Source organism: Frigoribacterium sp. ME-P-080 (assembly GCF_030209595.1).
GTDB lineage: Bacteria > Actinomycetota > Actinomycetes > Actinomycetales > Microbacteriaceae > Frigoribacterium.
In genome coordinates this window covers 136,471-156,718 of the sequence record NZ_JARVRR010000010.1, presented here as the reverse complement: position 1 = coordinate 156,718, position 20,248 = coordinate 136,471, and the positions used below count along the sequence as shown (strand labels likewise).

22 protein-coding genes and 1 tRNA gene are annotated in these 20,248 nt (G+C 71.9%); 15 read left to right on the top strand and 8 right to left on the bottom strand.

Annotation, left to right across the window (positions count from 1 at the left end; all coding sequences use genetic code 11):
* The first annotated feature begins 17 nt into the window (after positions 1-17).
* From QRN23_RS14900 to QRN23_RS14885, 4 genes are all read left to right on the top strand, one after another.
* On the top strand, positions 18-824 hold the full coding sequence (locus QRN23_RS14900; RefSeq protein WP_056048323.1) for a hypothetical protein: 807 nt from the start codon (positions 18-20) through the stop codon (positions 822-824).
* Entirely contained in the window at positions 821-1,873 is a 1,053-nt protein-coding gene (locus QRN23_RS14895; protein WP_056048320.1) for a permease, read from the top strand. Before QRN23_RS14900 ends, QRN23_RS14895 begins: the two co-directional genes overlap by 4 nt.
* Positions 1,863-2,753, top strand: coding sequence for a TIGR03943 family putative permease subunit (locus QRN23_RS14890; protein WP_277959454.1), 891 nt, complete (start codon positions 1,863-1,865; stop codon positions 2,751-2,753). The genes QRN23_RS14895 and QRN23_RS14890 overlap by 11 nt, the downstream gene beginning before the upstream one ends.
* Positions 2,754-2,817: 64 nt before the next feature.
* Positions 2,818-4,197 carry a hypothetical protein gene (locus QRN23_RS14885; RefSeq protein WP_056048313.1) on the top strand — a complete coding sequence of 460 codons (1,380 nt, stop codon included), beginning with the start codon at positions 2,818-2,820 and terminating at the stop codon, positions 4,195-4,197.
* Positions 4,198-4,228: 31 nt separating this feature from the next.
* On the opposite strand, the gene QRN23_RS14880 is transcribed toward QRN23_RS14885, so the two are convergent.
* Positions 4,229-4,504, bottom strand: coding sequence for a DUF4031 domain-containing protein (locus tag QRN23_RS14880; protein WP_369794401.1), 276 nt, complete (start codon positions 4,502-4,504; stop codon positions 4,229-4,231).
* Between the two features lie 175 nt (positions 4,505-4,679).
* On the opposite strand from QRN23_RS14880, the gene rplU reads away from it, so the two are divergent.
* From rplU to QRN23_RS14830, 10 genes are all read left to right on the top strand, one after another.
* Positions 4,680-4,988: a 50S ribosomal protein L21 gene (gene rplU / locus QRN23_RS14875; RefSeq protein ID WP_056048310.1), complete on the top strand. Its 309-nt coding sequence runs from the start codon at positions 4,680-4,682 to the stop codon at positions 4,986-4,988.
* An 18-nt stretch (positions 4,989-5,006) separates the two neighbouring features.
* The gene (rpmA, locus tag QRN23_RS14870; RefSeq protein WP_123571842.1) at positions 5,007-5,273 is read left to right on the top strand and encodes a 50S ribosomal protein L27; all 267 of its coding nucleotides are present in this window, start codon (positions 5,007-5,009) and stop codon (positions 5,271-5,273) included.
* 144 nt (positions 5,274-5,417) lie between these two features.
* Entirely contained in the window at positions 5,418-6,968 is a 1,551-nt protein-coding gene (gene obgE / locus QRN23_RS14865; protein ID WP_123571841.1) for a GTPase ObgE, read from the top strand.
* Positions 6,965-7,810, top strand: a complete 846-nt coding sequence (proB, locus tag QRN23_RS14860; RefSeq protein ID WP_056048304.1) for a glutamate 5-kinase — start codon at positions 6,965-6,967, stop codon at positions 7,808-7,810. The genes obgE and proB overlap by 4 nt, the downstream gene beginning before the upstream one ends.
* An 87-nt stretch (positions 7,811-7,897) precedes the next feature.
* Positions 7,898-9,166, top strand: coding sequence for a glutamate-5-semialdehyde dehydrogenase (locus QRN23_RS14855; protein ID WP_056048302.1), 1,269 nt, complete (start codon positions 7,898-7,900; stop codon positions 9,164-9,166).
* Positions 9,167-9,204: 38 nt separating this feature from the next.
* Complete coding sequence (locus QRN23_RS14850) at positions 9,205-9,426, top strand: hypothetical protein (protein WP_056048301.1); 222 nt, start codon at positions 9,205-9,207, stop codon at positions 9,424-9,426.
* Positions 9,427-9,443: 17 nt separating this feature from the next.
* On the top strand, positions 9,444-10,070 hold the full coding sequence (gene nadD, locus QRN23_RS14845) for a nicotinate-nucleotide adenylyltransferase (protein WP_082060195.1): 627 nt from the start codon (positions 9,444-9,446) through the stop codon (positions 10,068-10,070).
* Positions 10,067-11,293, top strand: a complete 1,227-nt coding sequence (locus QRN23_RS14840) for a hypothetical protein (protein WP_285063960.1) — start codon at positions 10,067-10,069, stop codon at positions 11,291-11,293. Before nadD ends, QRN23_RS14840 begins: the two co-directional genes overlap by 4 nt.
* A 62-nt stretch (positions 11,294-11,355) precedes the next feature.
* On the top strand, positions 11,356-11,769 hold the full coding sequence (rsfS, locus tag QRN23_RS14835; RefSeq protein ID WP_123571838.1) for a ribosome silencing factor: 414 nt from the start codon (positions 11,356-11,358) through the stop codon (positions 11,767-11,769).
* A gap of 200 nt (positions 11,770-11,969) precedes the next feature.
* A tRNA-Ala gene (locus QRN23_RS14830) sits at positions 11,970-12,045 on the top strand.
* A gap of 196 nt (positions 12,046-12,241) precedes the next feature.
* Here the strand turns inward: QRN23_RS14830 and QRN23_RS14825 are convergent.
* Genes QRN23_RS14825 through QRN23_RS14795 form a run of 7 tightly spaced genes read right to left on the bottom strand, consistent with a single transcriptional unit; the run spans position 12,242 to position 19,524 of the window.
* Positions 12,242-13,702: an 8-oxoguanine deaminase gene (locus QRN23_RS14825; protein ID WP_285063959.1), complete on the bottom strand. Its 1,461-nt coding sequence runs from the start codon at positions 13,700-13,702 to the stop codon at positions 12,242-12,244.
* Positions 13,699-14,748 (bottom strand): adenosine deaminase, encoded by a 1,050-nt coding sequence (gene add / locus QRN23_RS14820; protein WP_285063957.1) that lies wholly within the window; start codon positions 14,746-14,748, stop codon positions 13,699-13,701. Before add ends, QRN23_RS14825 begins: the two co-directional genes overlap by 4 nt.
* On the bottom strand, positions 14,745-15,734 hold the full coding sequence (locus QRN23_RS14815) for a nucleoside hydrolase (RefSeq protein ID WP_159826898.1): 990 nt from the start codon (positions 15,732-15,734) through the stop codon (positions 14,745-14,747). The genes add and QRN23_RS14815 overlap by 4 nt, the downstream gene beginning before the upstream one ends.
* Positions 15,731-16,627 carry an ABC transporter permease gene (locus QRN23_RS14810; protein ID WP_159826896.1) on the bottom strand — a complete coding sequence of 299 codons (897 nt, stop codon included), beginning with the start codon at positions 16,625-16,627 and terminating at the stop codon, positions 15,731-15,733. The genes QRN23_RS14815 and QRN23_RS14810 overlap by 4 nt, the downstream gene beginning before the upstream one ends.
* A complete protein-coding gene (locus QRN23_RS14805; protein WP_056048290.1) occupies positions 16,627-17,541 on the bottom strand; it encodes an ABC transporter permease in 915 nt (304 codons plus the stop codon). The genes QRN23_RS14810 and QRN23_RS14805 overlap by 1 nt, the downstream gene beginning before the upstream one ends.
* Complete coding sequence (locus tag QRN23_RS14800; protein ID WP_082460547.1) at positions 17,534-18,397, bottom strand: ABC transporter ATP-binding protein; 864 nt, start codon at positions 18,395-18,397, stop codon at positions 17,534-17,536. Before QRN23_RS14800 ends, QRN23_RS14805 begins: the two co-directional genes overlap by 8 nt.
* A complete protein-coding gene (locus tag QRN23_RS14795; protein ID WP_285063955.1) occupies positions 18,394-19,524 on the bottom strand; it encodes an ABC transporter substrate-binding protein in 1,131 nt (376 codons plus the stop codon). Before QRN23_RS14795 ends, QRN23_RS14800 begins: the two co-directional genes overlap by 4 nt.
* A gap of 119 nt (positions 19,525-19,643) precedes the next feature.
* On the opposite strand from QRN23_RS14795, the gene QRN23_RS14790 reads away from it, so the two are divergent.
* Positions 19,644-20,243, top strand: coding sequence for a TetR/AcrR family transcriptional regulator (locus QRN23_RS14790; protein WP_056048284.1), 600 nt, complete (start codon positions 19,644-19,646; stop codon positions 20,241-20,243).
* Positions 20,244-20,248 lie beyond the last annotated feature (5 nt).

Genomic DNA, 20,248 nt, shown 5'->3' with positions numbered 1-20,248 from the left:
TCGTCTAGGGTGACTGCGTGCCTCTGACCCAGCCCGGACCCCCGACCGTCAGGTCGAGGCTCCGGGCTGCGTCCGTCTCGGCCTCCGGGCCGGAGGGACGCGAGCGCCTGCTCGTGGCGGCCACGGCCCTGGTCGTCGTGCTGGTGGCGCGTTTCGCCCTCGGCCTCGTCGCGCTCGTCGGTTCGGCGGTCGGCTTCTCGGTGACGGCGTTCCCCAGCGGGTTCGTCGCGACGCCGGTCGGGCAGTTCCTCGGCAGCTTCGTGCTCTACCCGTTCCCGTTCTACGTCGCCTCGTTCGTCGTGCTCGCCACGATCAGGCCGCTGACGCCGCGGTCCGACCTCCGGACGGTCGTCCGCCACGCCGTGGTCGCGGGCGGCGCGGGCACCCTCGCGCTGGCCGTGGTCGGGATCGTGCCGGGCATCGTGCTCTCGATCGACGGCGGCACGTGGGTGAACCTCGCGCTCTACCTGACGACCATCCCGCTGTCGGCGGGCATCGTCGACACCGCCCTGCTCGTGGCCGGGGCCGTCCTCGCCCGGCTGTGGCTGGGCGGCGGCCACGGCGACGAGGTCTGGGCGGTCGAGCCCACGCCCCGGGTCGCCGAGGCCGGGGAGGGTGACGACGCGGGCGACGTCGAGGACGACGTCGCGCCTCCTGCCGTCCGGGGCGATCGCTCCACCCGCCTCCCGACGACCGTCGCCGCGGCGCCGTCGGCCCCCGTCGTCCCGCCCGAGCGCCCCGTCGTGCCGTCGCACCCGGCCCCCGCACCGGACGACTGGTCGCGCTTCGCGCCCCCGGCCGGTCCGAACGAGGACGACCGGTGAGCGCTCCCGTCCGGGAGCGCACCGACCACGCCGGGCACGGCGCGGGACGGCGTGCGCGTCGGGCACCGTCGCGCGTCCCGCTGCTCGTGGCCGGTGGGCTCGTGCTCGCCGTGCTCGTGGCGGTCCGCCTCGCCTCGCCCCTCCTCGGCCCGGGCCTGCTGCCGAACGCGCTGCAGGACTTCGTCACGCTGACCATCAGCGTCATCGTCGAGTCGATGCCGTTCGTCCTGCTCGGCATCGTCCTGTCGATCATCGTGCAGGAGTGGCTGCCGCAGGCGTTCTTCTCGTCGTGGCTGCCGAAGCGGGGGCTGCCCCGTCGCGCGGTCATCTCGTTCCTCGGCATGTTCCTGCCCGTCTGCGAGTGCGGCAACGTGCCCTTGGCGCGGGGGCTCGTGCTCAAGGGCTTCACGGTGTCCGAGTCGATGACCTTCCTGCTCGCGGCGCCGATCCTCAACCCGATCACCATCATCACCACGCACCAGGCGTTCGGGTGGGACGACGGCATCCTCGTGGCCCGGTTGATCGGCGGGTTCGTCATCGCGAACCTGATCGGCTGGCTGTTCAGCAAGCACCCGAACCAGCAGAGCCTGCTGACCTCCTCGTTCGCGGCCGAGTGCCGGGTCGACGACGGCCATGCGCACGGCCGGGGTCGCACGGCGAAGAGCGTCGACCTGTTCCGCCGCGAGATGTCGACCATGATGCCCGCGCTGTTCATCGGCGCGGCCATCGCGGGCGCGATCCAGACGATCGTTCCGCGGTCGGTGCTCGTCGCGCTCGGCAGCAACCCGGTCTGGTCGGTGCTGGCGATGATGGTGCTGGCCTTCGTCATCTCGATCTGCTCGAACGTCGACGCGTTCTTCGTGCTGCCGTTCGCCTCGACGTTCATGCCCGGCGGCATCGCCGCCTTCCTCGTCTTCGGCCCCATCATCGACGTCAAGATGCTGGCCCTGCTGCGGACGACCTACACACCCAAGGTGCTCGGGCAGGTCACCCTCGTGGTGGCCCTGACCAGTGCCGCGATCGGACTGGTGGTCAACTATGTCGCCTAGCCCTGCTCCTCGCCCCTGGCGCCGACTGCTCGACCGGTGGCAAGGGGTGCTGCTGACGCTCGTCGTCGGCGTCGCCACCCTCTGGCTCGCCGCGACCGGGCAGCTCGTGCTGTACATCCACCCCCGGTACGACGTCTTCACGGTCGTGATGATCCTGATCGGCATGACGCTGTCGTTGGCCACGCTGGCGTTCTCACCCGTCCGGGGCGACGACGCGCACGACGGCCACGACCACGATCCCGGGCACGACCACGACCACGACCACGACGGCCGCCTCGACGCGGCCGAGGTGCCCGCGGTCGAGGACGGCCTCCGGCCGCGCCGGCGTCGGCCGGTCGCCACCGGCGCCCGACGTCTCGCCTTCTCGGTGGGCGTCGCCGTCACCGCCGCCATCGCGATCGCCGTCGTCGCCCTGCCCCCGGCCACCCTCACCAGCGCCACGGCCGGCCAGCGCGACGTGAACTCGTCGACCGCGGCGCTCGACCGTACGACCGTGGCCGACGCGACCAGCGCCTCCTCGGACGCCTACCGGTCGTTCAGCGTCCTCGACTGGGCCGGCCTGCTGAGGCAGACGACCGACCTCGCCTTCTACGAGGGCAAGACCGCCGACGTCGTCGGGTTCGTCACGCCGTCCGACACCGACCCCGACGACGTGTTCTACGTGTCGCGCTTCGTGATCACGTGCTGCGCGGTCGACGCCCAGCCCGTCGGCGTGCCCGTCTACCTGCCGGGGTGGCAGGACCAGGTAGCCGCCGACGACTGGGTCGAGGTCACGGGCGGCTTCGACACCAACCGCAGCAGCTCGAGCCAGGACCCCGTCGCCCTCGTGCCCGACGACGTCACCACCGTGGGACAGCCCAGTGACCCGTACCTCTACTGAGGGCGGACGGGGCCGGGGCGCGACGGGAGGGGCTGCCACGCCCGATCCGTTCGCGTCCGACCCCGTGTTCCTCACCGAGCAGGACGCCCGTGAGGCCGGTGCCCGCTGGCGCACGCGATGGGTCGCCGTCGTCACCGTCCTCGCGGTGGTCTGTGCCGCCTTCGTGGGCCTGACCTACTTCCAGGGCCCCAAGGCGGGCGAGACGCAGGTCGACACGACGGCCGTGGTCGAGCGTCCCGGTCAGCAGCTGCGGGTGTTCGCCAACCAGGCGCTCGCGCACGTCGACGCCTCGCAGGTGGTCGTGACGCCCGCGGCCGCCTTCACGGTGCAGACGTCGGGTGACGTGGTCGCCGTGACCTTCACCGGCCGGCTCGCGTACGACACCGACTACCACGTCCGCGTCGACGGGGTCTCGAGCGTCTACCAGCGACAGACCTCGACCCTGGAGGCGCGGTTCAGCACGCCCCCGGCGACGGCGTACCGGCTCGTGCGCGGCACGTCCGGGGCCGACGACCGCATCGAACGGGCCGGGCTCCGGGGCTCGGACAGGACGACCGTCTGGTCCGCGCCGCGCATCCAGGCCTACGAGGTGTTCGACTCGGCCGTCGCGGTCGTGACGGACGACGGGACGCAGAGCAGCCTCAGCCTCGTGTCGCTCGACGGGGCCGCCGTCGAGACCCTGCCCGTGCCCGAGGCCCCCGGCCTGATCACCCGCTTCGCGGCCGACCGTGCCACGACCACGCTGGCGTTCTCGTTCCGTCCGACCGGTTCGGACGTCGAGACGTTGTACACGCTGCCGCTGCAGGGGGAGCGGGCGGTGGCCCCGGTCCTCGGCCTGTCCGGGCAGCCCGTCGAACCCACCGACTGGGCCTTCGTGCCGGGTGAGGACGACGTCGTCGTCCAGGCCGTCGACGACTCGGTGAGCGTCATCGACCTCTCGGGAGTGGACCCCGTGCGGCCCGTGGGGACGTACTCGCTGTTGCAGGGGGTGTCGCTCGACGGCACCACGCTGATCGCCGCGTCGGCGATCGCCTCCATGGTCGTCGACCTCGCCACGGGGGACGAGCGCCCCCGTGCCCCCGCCCCGGTCGACGGCGTCCTCCCGTTCGCCGGACCGCTGGTGGCCCTCGACCCAGGCCACGTCGTGCAGCAGGTGTCGGTCCCGTCCGACGACGGGCTCACGTACCGGACGCTCGTCGTCGCCGACGACGGTGCCACGTCACGGACGCTCTGGCAACCCCCGAGCGCGTCCGGTGTGATCGAGGGCTTCGACGTCTCCCCGAACGGGCAGTACCTGGCGGTCCAGTCGGTCGGGGACGCGACGACGCCGACCGACTACTCGTACACGATCGACCCCGTGGCCGACGGGGTCACGACCACCATCGTCGAGATCGCCTCGGGCGCGGTCGTGGCCAGTTACGAGGGCTTCGACACGAGTTGGTGACCGCGCCTGCGGCCGGGGCGGACGGAACCGGTCAGGCCGTGAGGCCGCGTTTCACCCGCTGGGACACCCGCAGCCCGCTGCGTTCGAGACGGCGGGCGAGGTCGAGGCCGGTCACGGCGACGGCCCCACCGGCGATCAACTCCGCCCGTCGGGACTCGGGCACGTCGTAGTGGTCGTGGTCGAACCCGCGGCGGGGGATGCCGTGACGGGCGGCGAAGGCGTGCAACTCGTCGTACGAGTCGTCGCTCACCAGGTGTGCCCACAACGTGTCGTGGGCCGGCCACACGGCCTCGTCGATCAGGATCACGCCCTGGATGCTAGTCGTCGGTCCGCCTGCCGGTGCGGGGGTCGTGGACGGAGGAGGCGCGGCGCCCGTCGGAGGACGCGTTGACGGCCCCAGCGGCCCCCTGTACGATGGGCGGTTGGTGCGCGCTGGCTCGAGGCCGCGTCGTGCCGGACACCCCAACTCTTAAGGAACAGACATGGTCTACGCAGTCGTGCGCGCCGGTGGTCGGCAGGAGAAGGTCGAGGTCGGCACGATCGTCACCCTCGACCGCCTCAAGGCCGCCGAAGGCGACTCCATCACCCTCCCCGCCGTGCTGCACGTCGACGGTGACACCGTCACCTCCGCCGCCGACGCCCTGGCAGGGATCACCGTGACCGCCGAGGTGCTGAACGACCTGCGCGGCCCGAAGATCGTCATCCAGAACTACAAGAACAAGACCGGCTACAAGCGTCGCATGGGCTTCCGTGCCGACCTGACCCGCGTCAAGATCACCTCGATCAACTGAACCAGGGGCTGAGAACACATGGCACACAAAAAGGGCGCATCGTCCACCCGCAACGGTCGTGACTCGAACGCACAGCGCCTCGGCGTGAAGCGCTTCGGCGGCCAGGTCGTCCTCGCCGGCGAGATCATCGTCCGCCAGCGCGGCACCCACTTCCACCCCGGCGTCAACGTCGGCCGCGGCGGAGACGACACCCTCTTCGCCCTCGCCCCCGGTTCGGTCGAGTTCGGCGCCAAGGGCGGCCGCAAGGTCGTCAACATCGTCGCCTCCGCGACGGCGACGGTCTAGCACCACCACGCGGCGTCGGCACACGACCCGCATCGGCGGCCCCTCGCGGGTCGCACCGTCTGGGGCGAGCATCCTGCTCGCCCCAGACGTGTTTGACCCGGGCAGCTCGCACCGGCACGCACAGACAAAGAGATCAAGCACCTCATGGCCACATTCGTCGACCAAGTGACCCTCCACCTCCGCGCCGGCAACGGCGGCAACGGCTGCGTGTCCGTCAAGCGCGAGAAGTTCAAGCCGCTGGCCGGCCCCGACGGCGGCAACGGCGGTCACGGCGGCGACGTCGTCATCGTCAGCGACAGTGGCGTCACGACGCTGCTCGGGTTCCACCGCGCACCGCATCGCTCCAGCGACAACGGCGGCTTCGGCATGGGCGACCACCGAGCCGGCACCAACGGCGAGACCCTCGAGCTCGTCGTGCCGGTCGGCACCGTCGTGAAGTCCGCCGACGGCGTCGAGTTGATCGACATGGTCGAACCGGGCATGCGCTACGTCGCCGCCGAGGGCGGCATCGGGGGCCTCGGCAACGCGGCCCTCTCGTCGACCAAGCGCAAGGCGCCCGGCTTCGCCCTGCTGGGCACCCCCGGCTGGGCCGGAGACGTCCTGCTCGAACTCAAGGTCGTCGCCGACATCGCCCTCGTGGGCTACCCGTCGGCCGGCAAGTCGAGCCTCGTCGCCGCCCTCTCGGCCGCCAAGCCGAAGATCGCCGACTACCCCTTCACGACGCTGCACCCCAACCTCGGCGTCGTCGAGTCGGGTGACACGCGCTACACGGTCGCCGACGTGCCCGGGCTGATCGAGGGAGCCAGCGAGGGCAAGGGCCTCGGGCTCGAGTTCCTCCGCCACGTCGAGCGCTGCTCGGCCCTGCTGCACGTGCTCGACTGCGCGACGCTCGACCCGGGCCGCGACCCGTTGACCGACCTCGACGTCATCCTCCGCGAGCTCGAGGCGTACCCCGTCCCCGACGGTCAGAAGCCGCTGCTCGACCGCCCGCAGCTGATCGCGCTCAACAAGGTCGACGTGCCCGACGGTCGCGAGCTGGCCGACTTCGTCACGCCCGAGCTCGAGGCCCGCGGCTACCGCGTCTTCGAGATCTCCGCCGTGAGCCACGAGGGCCTGCGGAACCTGTCCTTCGCCCTGGCCGAGGTCGTCGAGGCCAGCCGCGCCGAGATCGCGGCGCGACCCGCGCCTCCTCGCATCGTCATGCGCCCCCGCGCCGTCAACGAGAAGCCCTTCGTCATCAGGGTCGAGGGCGGCACCTACGGCAATGTGTACCGCATCCTGGGCCAGAAACCCGAGCGGTGGGTCGTGCAGACCGACTTCAACAACGAGGAGGCCGTGGGCTACCTCGCCGACCGGCTCAACGCCATCGGCGTCGAGGACGCCCTGTTCAAGGCCGGTGCGCAGGCCGGTTCGACGGTCGTCATCGGCCCCGAGGGCGGCATCGTCTTCGACTGGGAGCCCACCCTCACCTCGACGGCCGAGCTGATGACCAGCGCCCGCGGCACCGACCCGCGCCTGATCCAGAACGACCGCCCGACCCGCAACCAGCGCCGCGAGGAGTACTTCGAGCGCATGGACGCCAAGGCCGAGGCCCGCGCCGAACTGCAGCGCGAACGCGCCGCCGGCCTGTGGACCGACGACGAAGGGTTCCTCGTGAAAGAGGGCGACGACGTCGAAGGCGACGAGCGGGCGTGACCGGGGGCGTCGTCGACCGCGCCGGCCTCGGCACGGCCCGCCGCATCGTGGTCAAGGTCGGCTCGTCGTCGATCAGCGGTGAGAACGCCGGACAGATCGAGCCGCTGGTCGACGCCCTCGCCGCGACCTACGGGCGGGGTGCCCAGGTCGTGCTCGTCTCGTCCGGGGCCATCGCCACGGGCCTGCCGCACCTGCGCGTCGACTCCCGCCCGACCGACCTCGCGACCCAGCAGGCGGCCGCCGCCGTCGGGCAGAACGTCCTGATCTACCGGTACCAGCAGAGCCTGCGCCGCTACGGCATCGTGGCGGGGCAGGTGTTGCTGACCGCCGGGGACATGCAGAACCCGACGCACCGCAGCAACGCCCAGCGCGCCATGGAGCGCCTGCTCGAGCTGCGCATCCTGCCGATTGTCAACGAGAACGACACGGTCGCCACCCACGAGATCCGCTTCGGCGACAACGACCGGCTCGCGGCGCTGGTGTCGCAGCTGGTCGGTGCCGACGCCCTCGTCCTGCTCAGCGACGTCGACGCCCTGTACACCCGCCCGCCGCACGAACCCGGCGCCGTCGCCCTCGTCGACGTGCCCTTCGGCGACGACCTCGCCGGGGTCACCTTCGGCGCGGCCGGTGCGGCCGGCGTCGGCACCGGAGGCGCGGGCACGAAGGTCGCGGCCGCCCGGTTCGCGGCCGAGGCCGGCACCCCCGTCCTCGTGACGAGCGCCGCCAACGTCGCCCGGGCCCTCGCGGGCGAGCAGGTCGGCACCTTCTTCGAGGCGGCGGGAGCCGCGGGGTCGGGACCTGCGGCGGGGGACTCCGGGAGCGCGGGCGGGCGACCGGACTGACCCGCGCCTCGTCGGGGGCGTCCGCGCCGCCGCGGTGACCGCCGGAGCGGTCTCGCGGGACGGGGGAGCGGCGCATAGGCTTCGTGCATGTCGCTCATCGATGCCCCGGCCCCGTCGCTCACCGACAAGCTGACCGCCGCGAAGGCCGCCTCCCGCGTGCTCGCCACCGCGACGGCCGACCGCAAGGACGCGGGTCTGCGCGCCGTCGCCGCCGCCCTGCTGGCCAACGTCGACCGGATCGTCGCGGCGAACGAGCTCGACCTGGCGAACGCGCGCGAGAACGGCGTCGGCGCCTCGCTCCAGGACCGCCTGAGGCTCGACTCCGGACGACTGGCCGGGCTCGCGGCCGCCACCGAGCTGGTGGCCTCGCTGGTCGACCCGGTCGGCGAGTCGGTGCGGGGCAAGGTGCTGCCGAACGGGCTGCGCCTCGACCAGGTCCGCGTGCCGTTCGGCGTGGTGGGAGCCATCTACGAGGCCCGGCCCAACGTGACGGTCGACATCGCCGCGCTCGCCCTGAAGAGCGGCAACGCGGCCGTCCTGCGCGGCGGCAGCGCGGCACAGCAGTCCAACCGCGTGCTGGTCGAGGTGATGCGCGAGGCCCTCGCCGAGGTGGGGCTGCCGGCCGACGCCGTCGTCACCATCGACGAGTTCGGCCGCGAGGGGGCCGCCGACCTCATGCGGGCCCGAGGGCTGGTCGACGTCCTGATCCCCCGGGGCAGCGCCGAGCTGATCGACACCGTGGTCCGCGAGTCGACGGTCCCCGTCATCGAGACCGGTGCCGGGGTCGTGCACGTCTTCCTCGACGCGAGCGCCGACGAGGGCTGGGCCGTCGACATCGTCCAGAACGCCAAGGTGCAGCGTCCGAGCGTGTGCAACGCCCTCGAGACGTTGCTCGTCCACCGCGAGGCGGCGGAACGCCTGCTGCCGCCGGTGCTGGGTGCCCTGCGAGCCTCGGGGGTGACGATCCACGGCGACGAACGGACGCTCGAGGTCTTCCCCGACGGGGTCCCGGCGACCGACGACGACTGGGCGACCGAGTACATGGGGCTCGACCTCGCCGTCCGGGTGGTGGCCGACGTCGACGAGGCCATGGCGCACATCGCCCGGTGGTCGACGCACCACACCGAGTCGATCGTGACCAACGACCTGGTGACCGCCGAGCGGTTCCTGGCCGAGGTGGACAGCGCCGTCGTCATGGTCAACGCCTCGACCCGCTTCACCGACGGCGGCGAGTTCGGCTTCGGGGCCGAGGTCGGCATCTCGACCCAGAAGCTCCACGCCCGCGGACCGATGGGGCTCGCCGAACTCACGAGCACCAAATGGGTCGTGCGGGGTCAGGGACAGGTCCGCGGGTAGACTTACCGACGATCGTCACCGCCTGAACGGGAGAACCCATGCTCGACGCCTCGCTGCTGCTCGCCGAAGCCCACGAAGAACTCGCACCGCTGATCGCGCCGGCACCCGTCATCGCCGGTGTCTTCGCCGTCGCGTTCCTCGTCCTCGGCTACGTGGTGTTCAGCTACCGCGACGTCGCCAACCGTTCGCTGCGCAAGGCGAACAAGCTCGACCACCACGACGGTCCGATCGACGAGTTCGGTCACCCCGAGAACCACTGACCGCCGAGGTCGGCGAGATGGTCGTGGCGGGCGCCACCGTGCCCGACGGCGAGGGCGTCAGGCGACCCCGCGTCGGCATCATGGGCGGCACGTTCGACCCGATCCACCACGGGCACCTGGTCGCGGCCAGCGAGGTCGCGCAGTCGTTCCACCTCGACGAGGTCGTCTTCGTGCCGACCGGTCAACCGTGGATGAAACCCGAGGTCAGCGAGGCGGAGCACCGCTACCTCATGACGGTCATCGCCACGGCGTCGAACCCGACCTTCACGGTCAGCCGCGTCGACGTCGACCGCGAGGGGCCGACCTACACGATCGACACCCTGCGCGACATCCGACGCCTCCGTCCGACGGCCGAGCTCTTCTTCATCACCGGCGCCGACGCCGTCGCCCAGATCCTCGACTGGAAAGACGTCCAAGAGCTCTGGGACCTCGCCCACTTCGTCGCCGTGTCCCGGCCGGGGCACGACCTCAGCGTTAGCGGTTTGCCCGAGAGCGACGTAAGCTTGCTCGAAGTCCCCGCACTGGCCATCTCGTCGACCGATTGCCGCGCCCGGGTGGGTCGAGACTTTCCGGTGTGGTACTTGGTCCCCGACGGCGTCGTCCAGTACATCTCCAAGCACCATCTGTATCGGAGCGTTTCATGAGCACGTCCGACGGTCAGCCGCCCCTCACCCGGCGACAGATCCGCGACCTCGAGCGAGCCCGCGAGGCCGGTCAGGCCATCACCGGTGCCGTGCCCGTGGTGCCGGCCTCGACGTCCGCTCCCGCCCCGCGGCCCGCGACCACCCCCACGGGTGACGTGTCGATGCCGACTCCCGTGCCGTCGGCTGCCGCCCTGCGCGACGTGCCGCCCCCCGCACCCGGCTCGGTCGTCGACCCCGGCACCGGCCTGACCCGCCGCCAGATGCGCGCCCTGCGCGACGCGAGCCAGAGCCGCGACGCCTCCCCGGTGCCTCTGCAGGCACCAGCTCCCGAACCCCGTCGTCCGTTGGCCGACGCGCTCAACACCGTCGACGAGATCGCCCCGGCCGCCGACCGGCCGGCCTCTGCGCCCGGTGCGTCCGCGCCGGCCTCGGCGGCCCTCCGTCCCGCCTCGGCCCCGGTGCCGTCCGCCGTGTCGGACGTCACCCCGTCGGACGACGACGACGACTCGTCGGACGACGTCCCCGGGCCCCGACGCACGGGTGCGACCGGCGCGGCGACCCCGGTGTCCTCGACCCCCACCCCGACGTCGACGCCGACGGTGTTCCCGTTCGCCCTGTCCGACGAGCAGGACCGCAGCGGACAGGACTCGCCGAGTGCGCCTCCTGCCCCGTCCCGTCCCGTGTCGTCGGCGCCGCGACCGTCCGGCGTCGGTCCGTCACGCGACCAGCGCGACGACTCGTCCGACGCCGCGCCCGTCGTCCCGTCCGGCCACTGGTCCACCCAGTCCGACGAGCCCGACGCCGAGTCCGTCCCGGGCCGCCAGCTCGGCACCAGCACCGGTCAGCAGAACGCCTTGATCCTCACCGACGCGCAGGTCGCCGACGTGACCGGTGCGCTGAACGCGACCGGCGAGATCATCATCACGGGCTCGATCGACCTGCCGCGCAGCCTGGCGTCGACCGGCTCGCAGGCACGCATCGACAACTCCGACATGGACCGCATCCTCGAGCAGGGCGACGCCGAGCAGGCGTCGAGCGACGCCGAGCCCGTGCGCGCCAGCCGGGCCATCAGCACGCACACGTCCACCCGTGCGGTCGTGCTGGCCGCGTCGCAGCCCAAGGGCAACCACCTGCCGCTGATCCTCGGCATCTCGGGCGGCGTCGTGGGCCTCGGTATCATCGGCTTGATCATCGGTGGCTTCGCCACCGGGGTGCTGGGCTGAGGCCCGACCCACCCGAACCGACCCCGGTCGGCCCGCATCACCACCTACCCCCTAAGGAACACGTGACAGCCACCCCTCGTGCCATCGAGCTGCTGCAGATCGCCGCACGCGCGGCCGACGACAAGCAGGCCGACGACCTCGTCGCCCTCGACGTGTCCGGCCCCCTGCCCCTGACCGACGTGTTCCTGCTGGCCACCGGCCGCAGCGAACGCAACGTGGTCGCCATCGCCGGCGAGATCGAGGACAAGATGCTCGAGGCCGGCGTCAAGACCCTCCGTCGTGAGGGTCGTGCCGAGGGCCGCTGGGTCCTCCTCGACTTCGGTGACGTCGTCGCCCACGTCTTCCACGACGAGGACCGTCAGTACTACGCGCTCGAGCGCCTCTGGAGCGATTGCCCGACCATCCCGCTCGACGTGCTGACCGAGTCGGCCACCGCTCCGGCCGAGGTCGGAGCCGACGCACCGGCCGAGGCCTAGCCTCCCTGCGCCTCCTGGGCCCCGCCGTGTCGGCGGGGCCTCATGACATGCCGCTCACCTCCCGAGGTGAGCGGCATGTCGTGTCTTCTCGGCCGCGCTCGAGCAGGGTCGAGGGCGGGTGAACGTGCGCGGTCGAAAAGTGTAGTAATATAGACGAGTTGCTTCGGACGGGGTGAAAACCTCCGAAGGGCAACAGTTCTGGGTCTGTGGCGCAGCTGGTAGCGCACCTGCATGGCATGCAGGGGGTCAGGGGTTCGAGTCCCCTCAGATCCACCAGAACCACCGAAAGCCCCTCCTCGCGAGGGGCTTTCGTCGTTGTCGGGCCGTCTGTTCGAAGGCCATGGCCCCGAAGCCGCCACGAAGTAAACACTCCGCCACGAGATGTCGTGGCGGAGTGTTTACTTCGTGGCGGGTCGCGCGGGTCGTGCCCTCACGCCGACGGGCACAAGAGGCGCAGGAGGCGCGGGTCGCGTCAGACTCGGGCGCGCAGCTCCGCCGACGCCCGGGCCGCGCCCTCGGCGAGCAGACCCTGGTCCGCGTGGACGAGTTCGCCGTCCGCCACGACCGCGACGCCGCCGACCCAGAGCCGGGCCAGCGGCGGCATCGAGGCGAGCCCCAGGGCGGCCACCGGGTCGGCGATGCCCGCGAACTCGACCCCGTCGACGCGCCAGAGGGCGAGGTCGGCGAGCTTCCCGACCTCGATCGAGCCGAGGTCCGCGTCGCGTCCGAGCACGCGGGCACCGCCGATCGTCGCCAGGCGCAGGCCCTGCCGGACCGAGAACGTATCCGCCCCGGAGCGCAGGCGCCCGAACAGCACCGCCTGCCGGATCTCGGTGCCGAGCTGGCCGGACTCGTTCGACGCGGCACCGTCGACCCCGAGCCCGACGGGCGCCCCCGCGCGCAGCAACGACGCGATCGGGGCGATGCCCGCGGCGAGACGACCGTTCGACGACGGGCAGTGCGCCACACCGGTCCCGGTCGCGGCGAACCGTCCGATCGCGTGGTCGTCGAGGTGGACGCAGTGGGCCATCCAGACGTCGTCGCCGAGCCAGCCGAGGTCCTCCAGGTACTGGGTCGGCGTGCGGCCGAACCGCTCGAGGCAGAACGCGTCCTCCTCCACGGTCTCGGAGCCGTGGGTGTGCAGCCGGACCCCGAGCTGCCGCCCGAGGACGGCGGCCTCGCGCAGCAGGTCGGGCGTCACCGAGAACGGCGAGCAGGGCGCGATCGCGATCTGCACCCGCGCGTCACCGGACGGGTCGTGGAACCGCGCCACCGCCTCCTGGCTGGCGCGCAGCGCGGCGTCCGTGGTCTCGACGGCGAAGTCCGGGGGCAGGCCGCCCTGCGACCGACCGAGGTCCATCGAGCCGCGCGTGGCGTGCAGACGGACGCCGACGGTCCCGGCGGCCCGGACGATGCCGCCCAGCAGGTCGCCGGCACCGGCCGGGAAGACGTAGTGGTGGTCGCCGACGGTCGTGCACCCCGACCGGGCGAGCACGGCGATCGCGGCGGCGGCCCCGGCCTCGACGAGCGGCTCGTCGATGCGCGCCCAGGTCGGGTAGAGCGCGACGAGCCAGTCGAACAGGATGGAGTCCTGCGCGATGCCACGGGTCAGCCACTGGTAGAGGTGGTGGTGCGTGTTGACCAGGCCGGGGGTCAGCAGGTGTCCCCGGCCGTCGACGCGCTCGACCGCGATCGGTGCGGCATTCGGCCCGGCTGGCTCAGAAGCAGGCCCGCCCGCCCCGGGAACCGACCCGGCCGCCGGGCCGGGCGGGGCCAGCCCGGCGGTGCACCACGCGGGGGCGGGTCCCGGCCCGACGGCGACGATGCGCGATCCGTCGACGACGACGTGCCCGCCGGCGTGCTCGGTGTCCTGGGAGTCGACCGTCGCGACGTGGGCGCCCTCGACGACCAGGCGCCGGATGGGCGGGGTCACGCCGCCAGCCACGCCGCGATCTCGCCGGCCGCCCGCTCCTTGAGCCCGTCGCTCGCCCCCGAGCACTCGATCGAGCTCAGCGCGCACGCGGCGAGCTGCTCGTCGGAGAGGCCGAGGGTGGTCCGGGCCAACTCGTACTCGGCGAGCACGCCCGGCCCGAACAGGATGGGGTCGTCGGCGTTGATCGAGCACCGCACGCCGGCCTCGACGAGGCGCTTCAGCGGGTGGTCCTCGATGGTGGGGATCACCGAGAGCAACACGTTCGAGGTGAGGCACACGTCGAGGCAGACGCCCTCGGCGGCCAGCCGGGCCATCAGCGGTGCGCTCTGTACGGCCGTCACGCCGTGCAGCACACGGTCGGCACCGAGGACGTCCAGCGCCTCCTCGATCTGGTCCGGGCCGGCGAGCTCGCCGGCGTGCGGCGTCGAGAGCAGGCCCGCGTGCTTGGCGATGCGGAACGCCTCCTCGTAGCGCGCCGCCGGGTTGCCGCGCTCGTCGTTGGCGAGGCCGAGCGAGACGACGCCGCGGTCGGCGTAGGCGGCGGCCAGGTGGGCCAGCTCGTTCGCGGCCTCGACGCTCTCGGTGCGGTCGACCGTGATCATCAGGCCGACCTCGACGCCCCACCGCTCGCCGCTCTCGGCGCATGCCGCGAGCATCGCCCGCAGCGAGGCGTCGAGGGACCCGAAGGTGGCGACGTAGAACTGCGGGCTCGCCCCGAACTCGACGTAGGCGACGCCCTCGACGGCGCAGTCCTCGACCGCCTCGTCGATCAGGCGGAAGAGGTTCTCCCTCTCGGCCAGGACCACGAGCATGCCCTGGTACGTCGCACTGAACTCGCTGAAGTCGCCGAAGCTGGTCGGCATCGGCACGACGACGCCCGACGCCGCCGCCATGTCGGCCAGCGAGTCGGGGCGGATCGCCGCCTCCATGTGCAGGTGCAGGTGGCCCTTGGGCAGGGCGCGCAGGTCGCGCACGACGGCGCCGGCGGGTGAGGGGGCGGCAGCCGAGGAGGCGCGGGTCGCGTCGGCGGGGGAGGTGGTGGTCACGAGCGGGCTCCGTGGATCAGGGCGTCGACGAACGACGGGAGGAAGAGGTCGGTGTGGACGGCGGTGACCGCCGTCGTGGGGGTCGACGGGTCACCGGTCGGCACGGGGCCGTCCGGGTGCCAGTCGACCTCGGCACCGTCGGCCGTGCGCAGCACCCGGCCGCGGGTCGCGAAGCCGTCGTTCGTGATGCCGACGGGGCCGGTGACGCTGTCGGCGATCCACTCGGGGTGGACCATCAGCGCGGCGGCGAGTCCGTCGTGCACGGGGCTGACGCGGCGGCCCCAGGCGTTCCGGTAGAAGTCCAGGTAGGTCGCCAGGACGTCGGCGGCGAACGTGCCGGTCGGCGTGCCCGAGTCCCGGAGCGCCGCGACGTGCGACTCGTCGGTGATCACCTGCGACGTCGCGTTCACGCCGACCATGAGGCGCGAGGTCGCCGGGGCGGCGAAGACCTCCCGCGCGGCCACGCCGTCGTTCTGCACGTTCGCGTCGACCATGTCCGTGCGGCCGAGGGGAGGGAACGGCCCGCTGCCGCCCATGATCGTCACCGACCGGAAGAGGGTCAGGAGGCGCGGCTCGGCCCTCAGCGCCAGGGCCACGTTGGTCAGCGGCCCGAGGGTGAGCAGGTCGATCTCGCCCGGGGACTCCCGGGCGACCTCGACGAGGCGTCCGGCGGCCGGGGTGTCGAGCAGCACGCGCGGGAGCGGCCGGTCGGCGACGACGTCACCGAGACCGTCGTGACCGTGGACGTAGTGCGCGATGTGCGCCTCCGCCTCGAGGGGGCCCTCCGCGCCCCGGGCGACCGGGACGTCCTCGAGCCCGACGAGCCGCAGCACGTGTCCGACGTTCCGCAGGGCGTCGTCGACGGCGCAGTTGCCGTAGACGGCGGTGATGCCGACGATCTCGACGTCGGGTTGTGCGGCGAGCCAGAGCAGCGCGAGGGCGTCGTCGATGCCGGTGTCGGTGTCGACCAGCACGCGGCGCGTCACGAGGCGGTCGCCTTGCCGGCGTTGGGGCCCCACTTCGCGAGCACCGCCGTCTCGACGAACGTCGTGACCGTGTAGAGCACGATCGAGACGAGGGTGATCAGCACGACGATCGCCCAGATCTCGCCGTACTGCGACTGCGACTTGGCGGCCGTGATGGCGGCACCGAGGCCCTCGTAGGTGAACAGCCACTCGTAGAGCATCGCGCCGGTGATGGCTCCCGGCACGGCGATGCGCATCGAGGCGAAGAAGTACGGCAGGGCGGTGGGGAACGCGACCTTGCGCATGATCGTCCACCGGCTCCCGCCGTAGACCCGGATGAGGTCGACCGACTGGGCGCTGACCGAGCGGAAGCCGAGGGTCAGGTTCACCAACAGCGGGAAGAACACGACCACCCCGCCGATGAAGCCGGCGGTGACGATGCCGTTGCCCAGCACGAGGTAGATCACGGGCGCCATCGCGAGCAGCGGGACGGTGCGCAGCAGCATGGCGATCGGCATGAACATGAACTCGACCGGGCGGATCAGGGTGAACACGATCGCCACGACGAGGGACCCGCCGACGCCGAAGACGAAGCCGATCGCGGCGTGCCACAGGGTCACGCCGAGCAGGCCGGCGATGTGCACGCGGTTCTCGGCGGCCGTGGTCCGACTGAGTTCGGAGTCGACGAAGAACCAGCGGAACACGTCGGCCGGGGTCTTCGCGATGAACGCGTTGGCCTGCAGCACGACGATGGCGAGGTTCCACAGGATGCCGAGGATGATCGCCGAGATCGCGATCGTCAGCACGGTGCGGCCGATGCGCCGCAGGACGAACCGGGCGGTCGAGGAGGCGCTGGTCGAGACCGCGGGGGCGGTGACGCGGGTGCCGGTGCCCGTGGGCAGGGTCGTGGCCATCAGAACCCCTCTCCGGCGCGGCTGTCGCCCGCCGACCAGGGCGTGACCAGTCGGCTGATCCGCCCGATGACGAAGTAGGCGATCCCGGCGATGCCGCCCGAGATCAGGGCCAGCGCCCAGAGCTTGACCGACGCCGCCGTGGCCTGCGCTGCGAGCAGCAGGATGCCGAGGCCCTGGTCGACGCCGATGAGGAAATACTCGCCGAGCACCGCCCCGAGGAACGCCGCGGGGGCCGCCAGCTTCAGCGCCGCGAGGATGCTGGGGAGGGCGGCGATCAGACGGACCTTGACCAGCTGCGTCCAGCGCGAGCCGCCGTAGGCCGTGATCACGTCGAGCTGGGTCTCGCTCGCGGCCCGCAGGCCGAGCAGGGTGCCGATGACGGTGGTGAAGATCACGCTGAGCGCGGCCAGGAAGATCGACGTCGTCCGGCCGCCGGCGGGCGACATGAGCGTGACGATCGGCGCGATCGCCGTCAGCGGGATGCACGAGCAGACCACCGCGAGCTGGGTCGAGAGGCCCTCGAACCACGGCACGAGCAGCACGGCGAAGGCCAGCGCGAACGCGATGAGGTTGCCCCAGAGGAAGCCCCACGCCGCGCTGCCGGCGGTCGCGCCGATGGCACGCCAGTAGACGAGGTCGCTGAGGTCGGTGACGAGCTGGACGAGCACCTGGCCGGGTGGGGGCACCGAGCCCGTCACCGAGAAGAGCGTGACGGCCACGACCTGCCAGATCGCGACGATGAGCACGATGCCGACTAGGGCGCCGACCCACGGCGGGGCAGCGGCCATCGAGCCGAGCACCGACCGTCGCTCGCGACCCCGGACGGTCTCGGCCTGGAGCGCCACGCTCTGGCCCAGCTCCGCCTCGACCTCGCGCTCGGCCGTCTCGCGGGGCGAGGTGTGCAGATCAGTCATCGGCGGCCGCCCCGTGCGAGCCGAACAGGATCTCGGAGATGCGGTCGACGTACGCGTGGAACTCCGGCGTGCGGGTCAGCTCGGGCAGGCGCGGTCGGGGCAGGTCGATCTCGACCACCTCGGCGATGCGGCCGGGCCGGGCGCTCATCACGGCGACGACGTCGGACAGGAACACGGCCTCGGCGATGCCGTGCGTCACCATGAGCGTCGTGGCGGGCTTCTCGCCCCAGATGCGCAGCAGCTCCACGTTCATGCGCTGCCGCGTCATGTCGTCGAGCGCGCCGAAGGGCTCGTCGAGCAGCATGATGGTCGGCTGCACGGCGAGGCAGCGGGCGATCGAGACGCGCTGGCGCATGCCGCCCGACAGCTGCGCCGGCTTGGCCTTCTCGAAGCCCTTCAGGCCGACGAGGTCGATCAGGTCGTCGATCAGGCCGGCCGGGGGAGTCAGCCCGGCGACTTCGAGCGGCAACCGGATGTTGTTCTCCACGCTGCGCCAGGGCAGCAGGGCCGAGTCCTGGAACGCGATGCCCGTCTCGTGCCCGCGCTGCACCTCGGCCGCGGTCTTGCCGTTGATCACGACGCTGCCCGAGGTGGGCGTCTCGAGCCCGGCCAGGATGCGCAGGATGGTCGACTTGCCGCAGCCCGAGGGGCCGAGCAGGCTGAGGAACGAGTCCTTCTTCGTGCCCAGGTCGATCTGCGTCAGGGCCTGCACGCTCTTCCGGCCGAGCTGGAACGACTTGGTCAGCCCCTGGATGTTGATGCCCGTGGCGAGTTCGGGTCGGCCGGCGGGGTCGCCCGTGGCCGTCGTGAGCGGCAGCGTGGTGCGCGCGGTCGTGGTGCCGTCCGTCATGGTCATGCCGTGGGGATCTCGAAGGTCGTGACGAGGTCGGGGTTCTCCTCGTAGACCTCCTTGATGATGCTGAGGTCGAAGAGGTCGTCGGCCGACACGTCGGTGCCCATGGCCTTGAGCGAGGCGATGTTCTCGGCGACCAGCTCGTCGGTCATCGTGAACAGGCCGTTGGCGTTGACGTCCTCGGTGAGGATCAGCGTGTTCTGCGCCTCGGCCTCGGCCGTCTGCTCCTCGACGTCGAGGTCCTGGTCCTTGCCGTACTTCTCGGCGGCGTACTTCGCGCTCTGCTCCGGGTCCTTCACCGCGTCGGTCCAGCCCTTGATCTCGGCGACCAGGAAGGCCTTGAGCATGTCGCGCTCGTTGTCGATGGTGTCCTGCGTGACGGTGAAGGTCTCGGCGACGAAGGGAAGTCCGTTGTCGGCGAAGCCGAGCACGACCGGGGTGAAGCCGTCCATCTCGGCGAGGATCGGCTCGTTCGTGATGTACGACATGTGCGCGTCGTAGGCGTTCGTCTCGAGCGGGGCGATGTCGTACTGCGTGGCGACGAGCTCGACGTCGTCCAGCGTCATGTCGTTGGCCTTGAGGAAGCCCTCGAAGATCGTCTGGTTGCCGCCGGACTGCACGCCGATCTTCTTGCCCTTGAGGTCGGCCAGGGTGCGGATCGGCTCTCCCTCCTCGAGCGAGAGCAGGCAGAACGGGTTCTTCTGGAACGTCGTGCCGATGACCTTGAGGGCGGCGCCCTGAGCGACCGAGGGGCCGGTGAGCGAGGCCGACGACAACCCGACCTTGGCCTGCCCGGCGAGCAGCGCCTCCTCGGCTCCGGTCTGCCCGCCGCCCGCGAGCAGCGTGACCTCGCTGAAGCCGGCGTCGGTGTAGTAGCCCTTCTCCGTGGCGAAGTACTCGCCCGCGAACTCGATGTTCTTGATCCACGAGAGCTGGACGGCGATGGTGCCGAACGACCCGCCGGACGCGGCCCCGCCGGTCGCCGCGCCCGTCCCGGCCGACGAGTCGGTGCAGGCGGCGAGCAGGGCGGTCGTGCCGACGACGAGGGCGGCCGACCCGCCCAGGCGCAGGAACCCGCGGCGGTCGAGGGAGGTGGAGCGGAACGCGGGAGGAACGGAGAGAGGGCTCATGGGGGAACTCCTGAGGTTCGTTCGGGTGAGGTGTCGAAAAGCTAGACCCGGACTGTTTCATCGTCGTTTCGGTCGTGTTGCCGTCGTCGCCGACCTCGCGAGACGTTAGTTTCGGGGTCATGGCCACGCGTGAGTCGTCCGACAAGAGGGCCGAACTGCTCGAGCGCGTCGTCGACCACGTGCTCGAGAACGGCGTCGGCCAGCTCACCCTGCGCGCCCTCGCGACGGCGGTCGGCTCGAACAACCGCATGCTGCTGTACTACTTCGGCAGCCGCGAAGAACTGGTCGTCACGGCGCTGCACGGGGCCGAACGGCGGTTCCCGGGCATCGTCGGGGTCGTGGACCACCTGGCCGGGCCGGACCTGCCGCTCGACCAGCGCCTCCTCGCCGTCTGGCGGACGGTGTCCGATCCCGTCAACCAGCCCTTCAACCGCCTGTTCTTCGAGGTGTTCGGCCTCGCGAGCTTCGATCGCGAGCGCTACGCCTCGCTGCTCGGCGACATCGGCTCCGAGTGGGTGGGTCAGGTGGCGGCCGCGTACCGCGCCGAGGGCGTCGAGGAGGCGCGGGCCGAGTCGCTCGCGCACGAGACGGTCGCGCTCTGGCGCGGTCTCCAGGCGACGCTGCTCAGCGCCGGGGCGAGCGCGGCCGTCGACCGCGCGGCCGTCGACGCGACCGCGGCGCTCGTCGCCCGCGTCCGCGCCGCCGCCGTCCCCGCCTGAGGGGA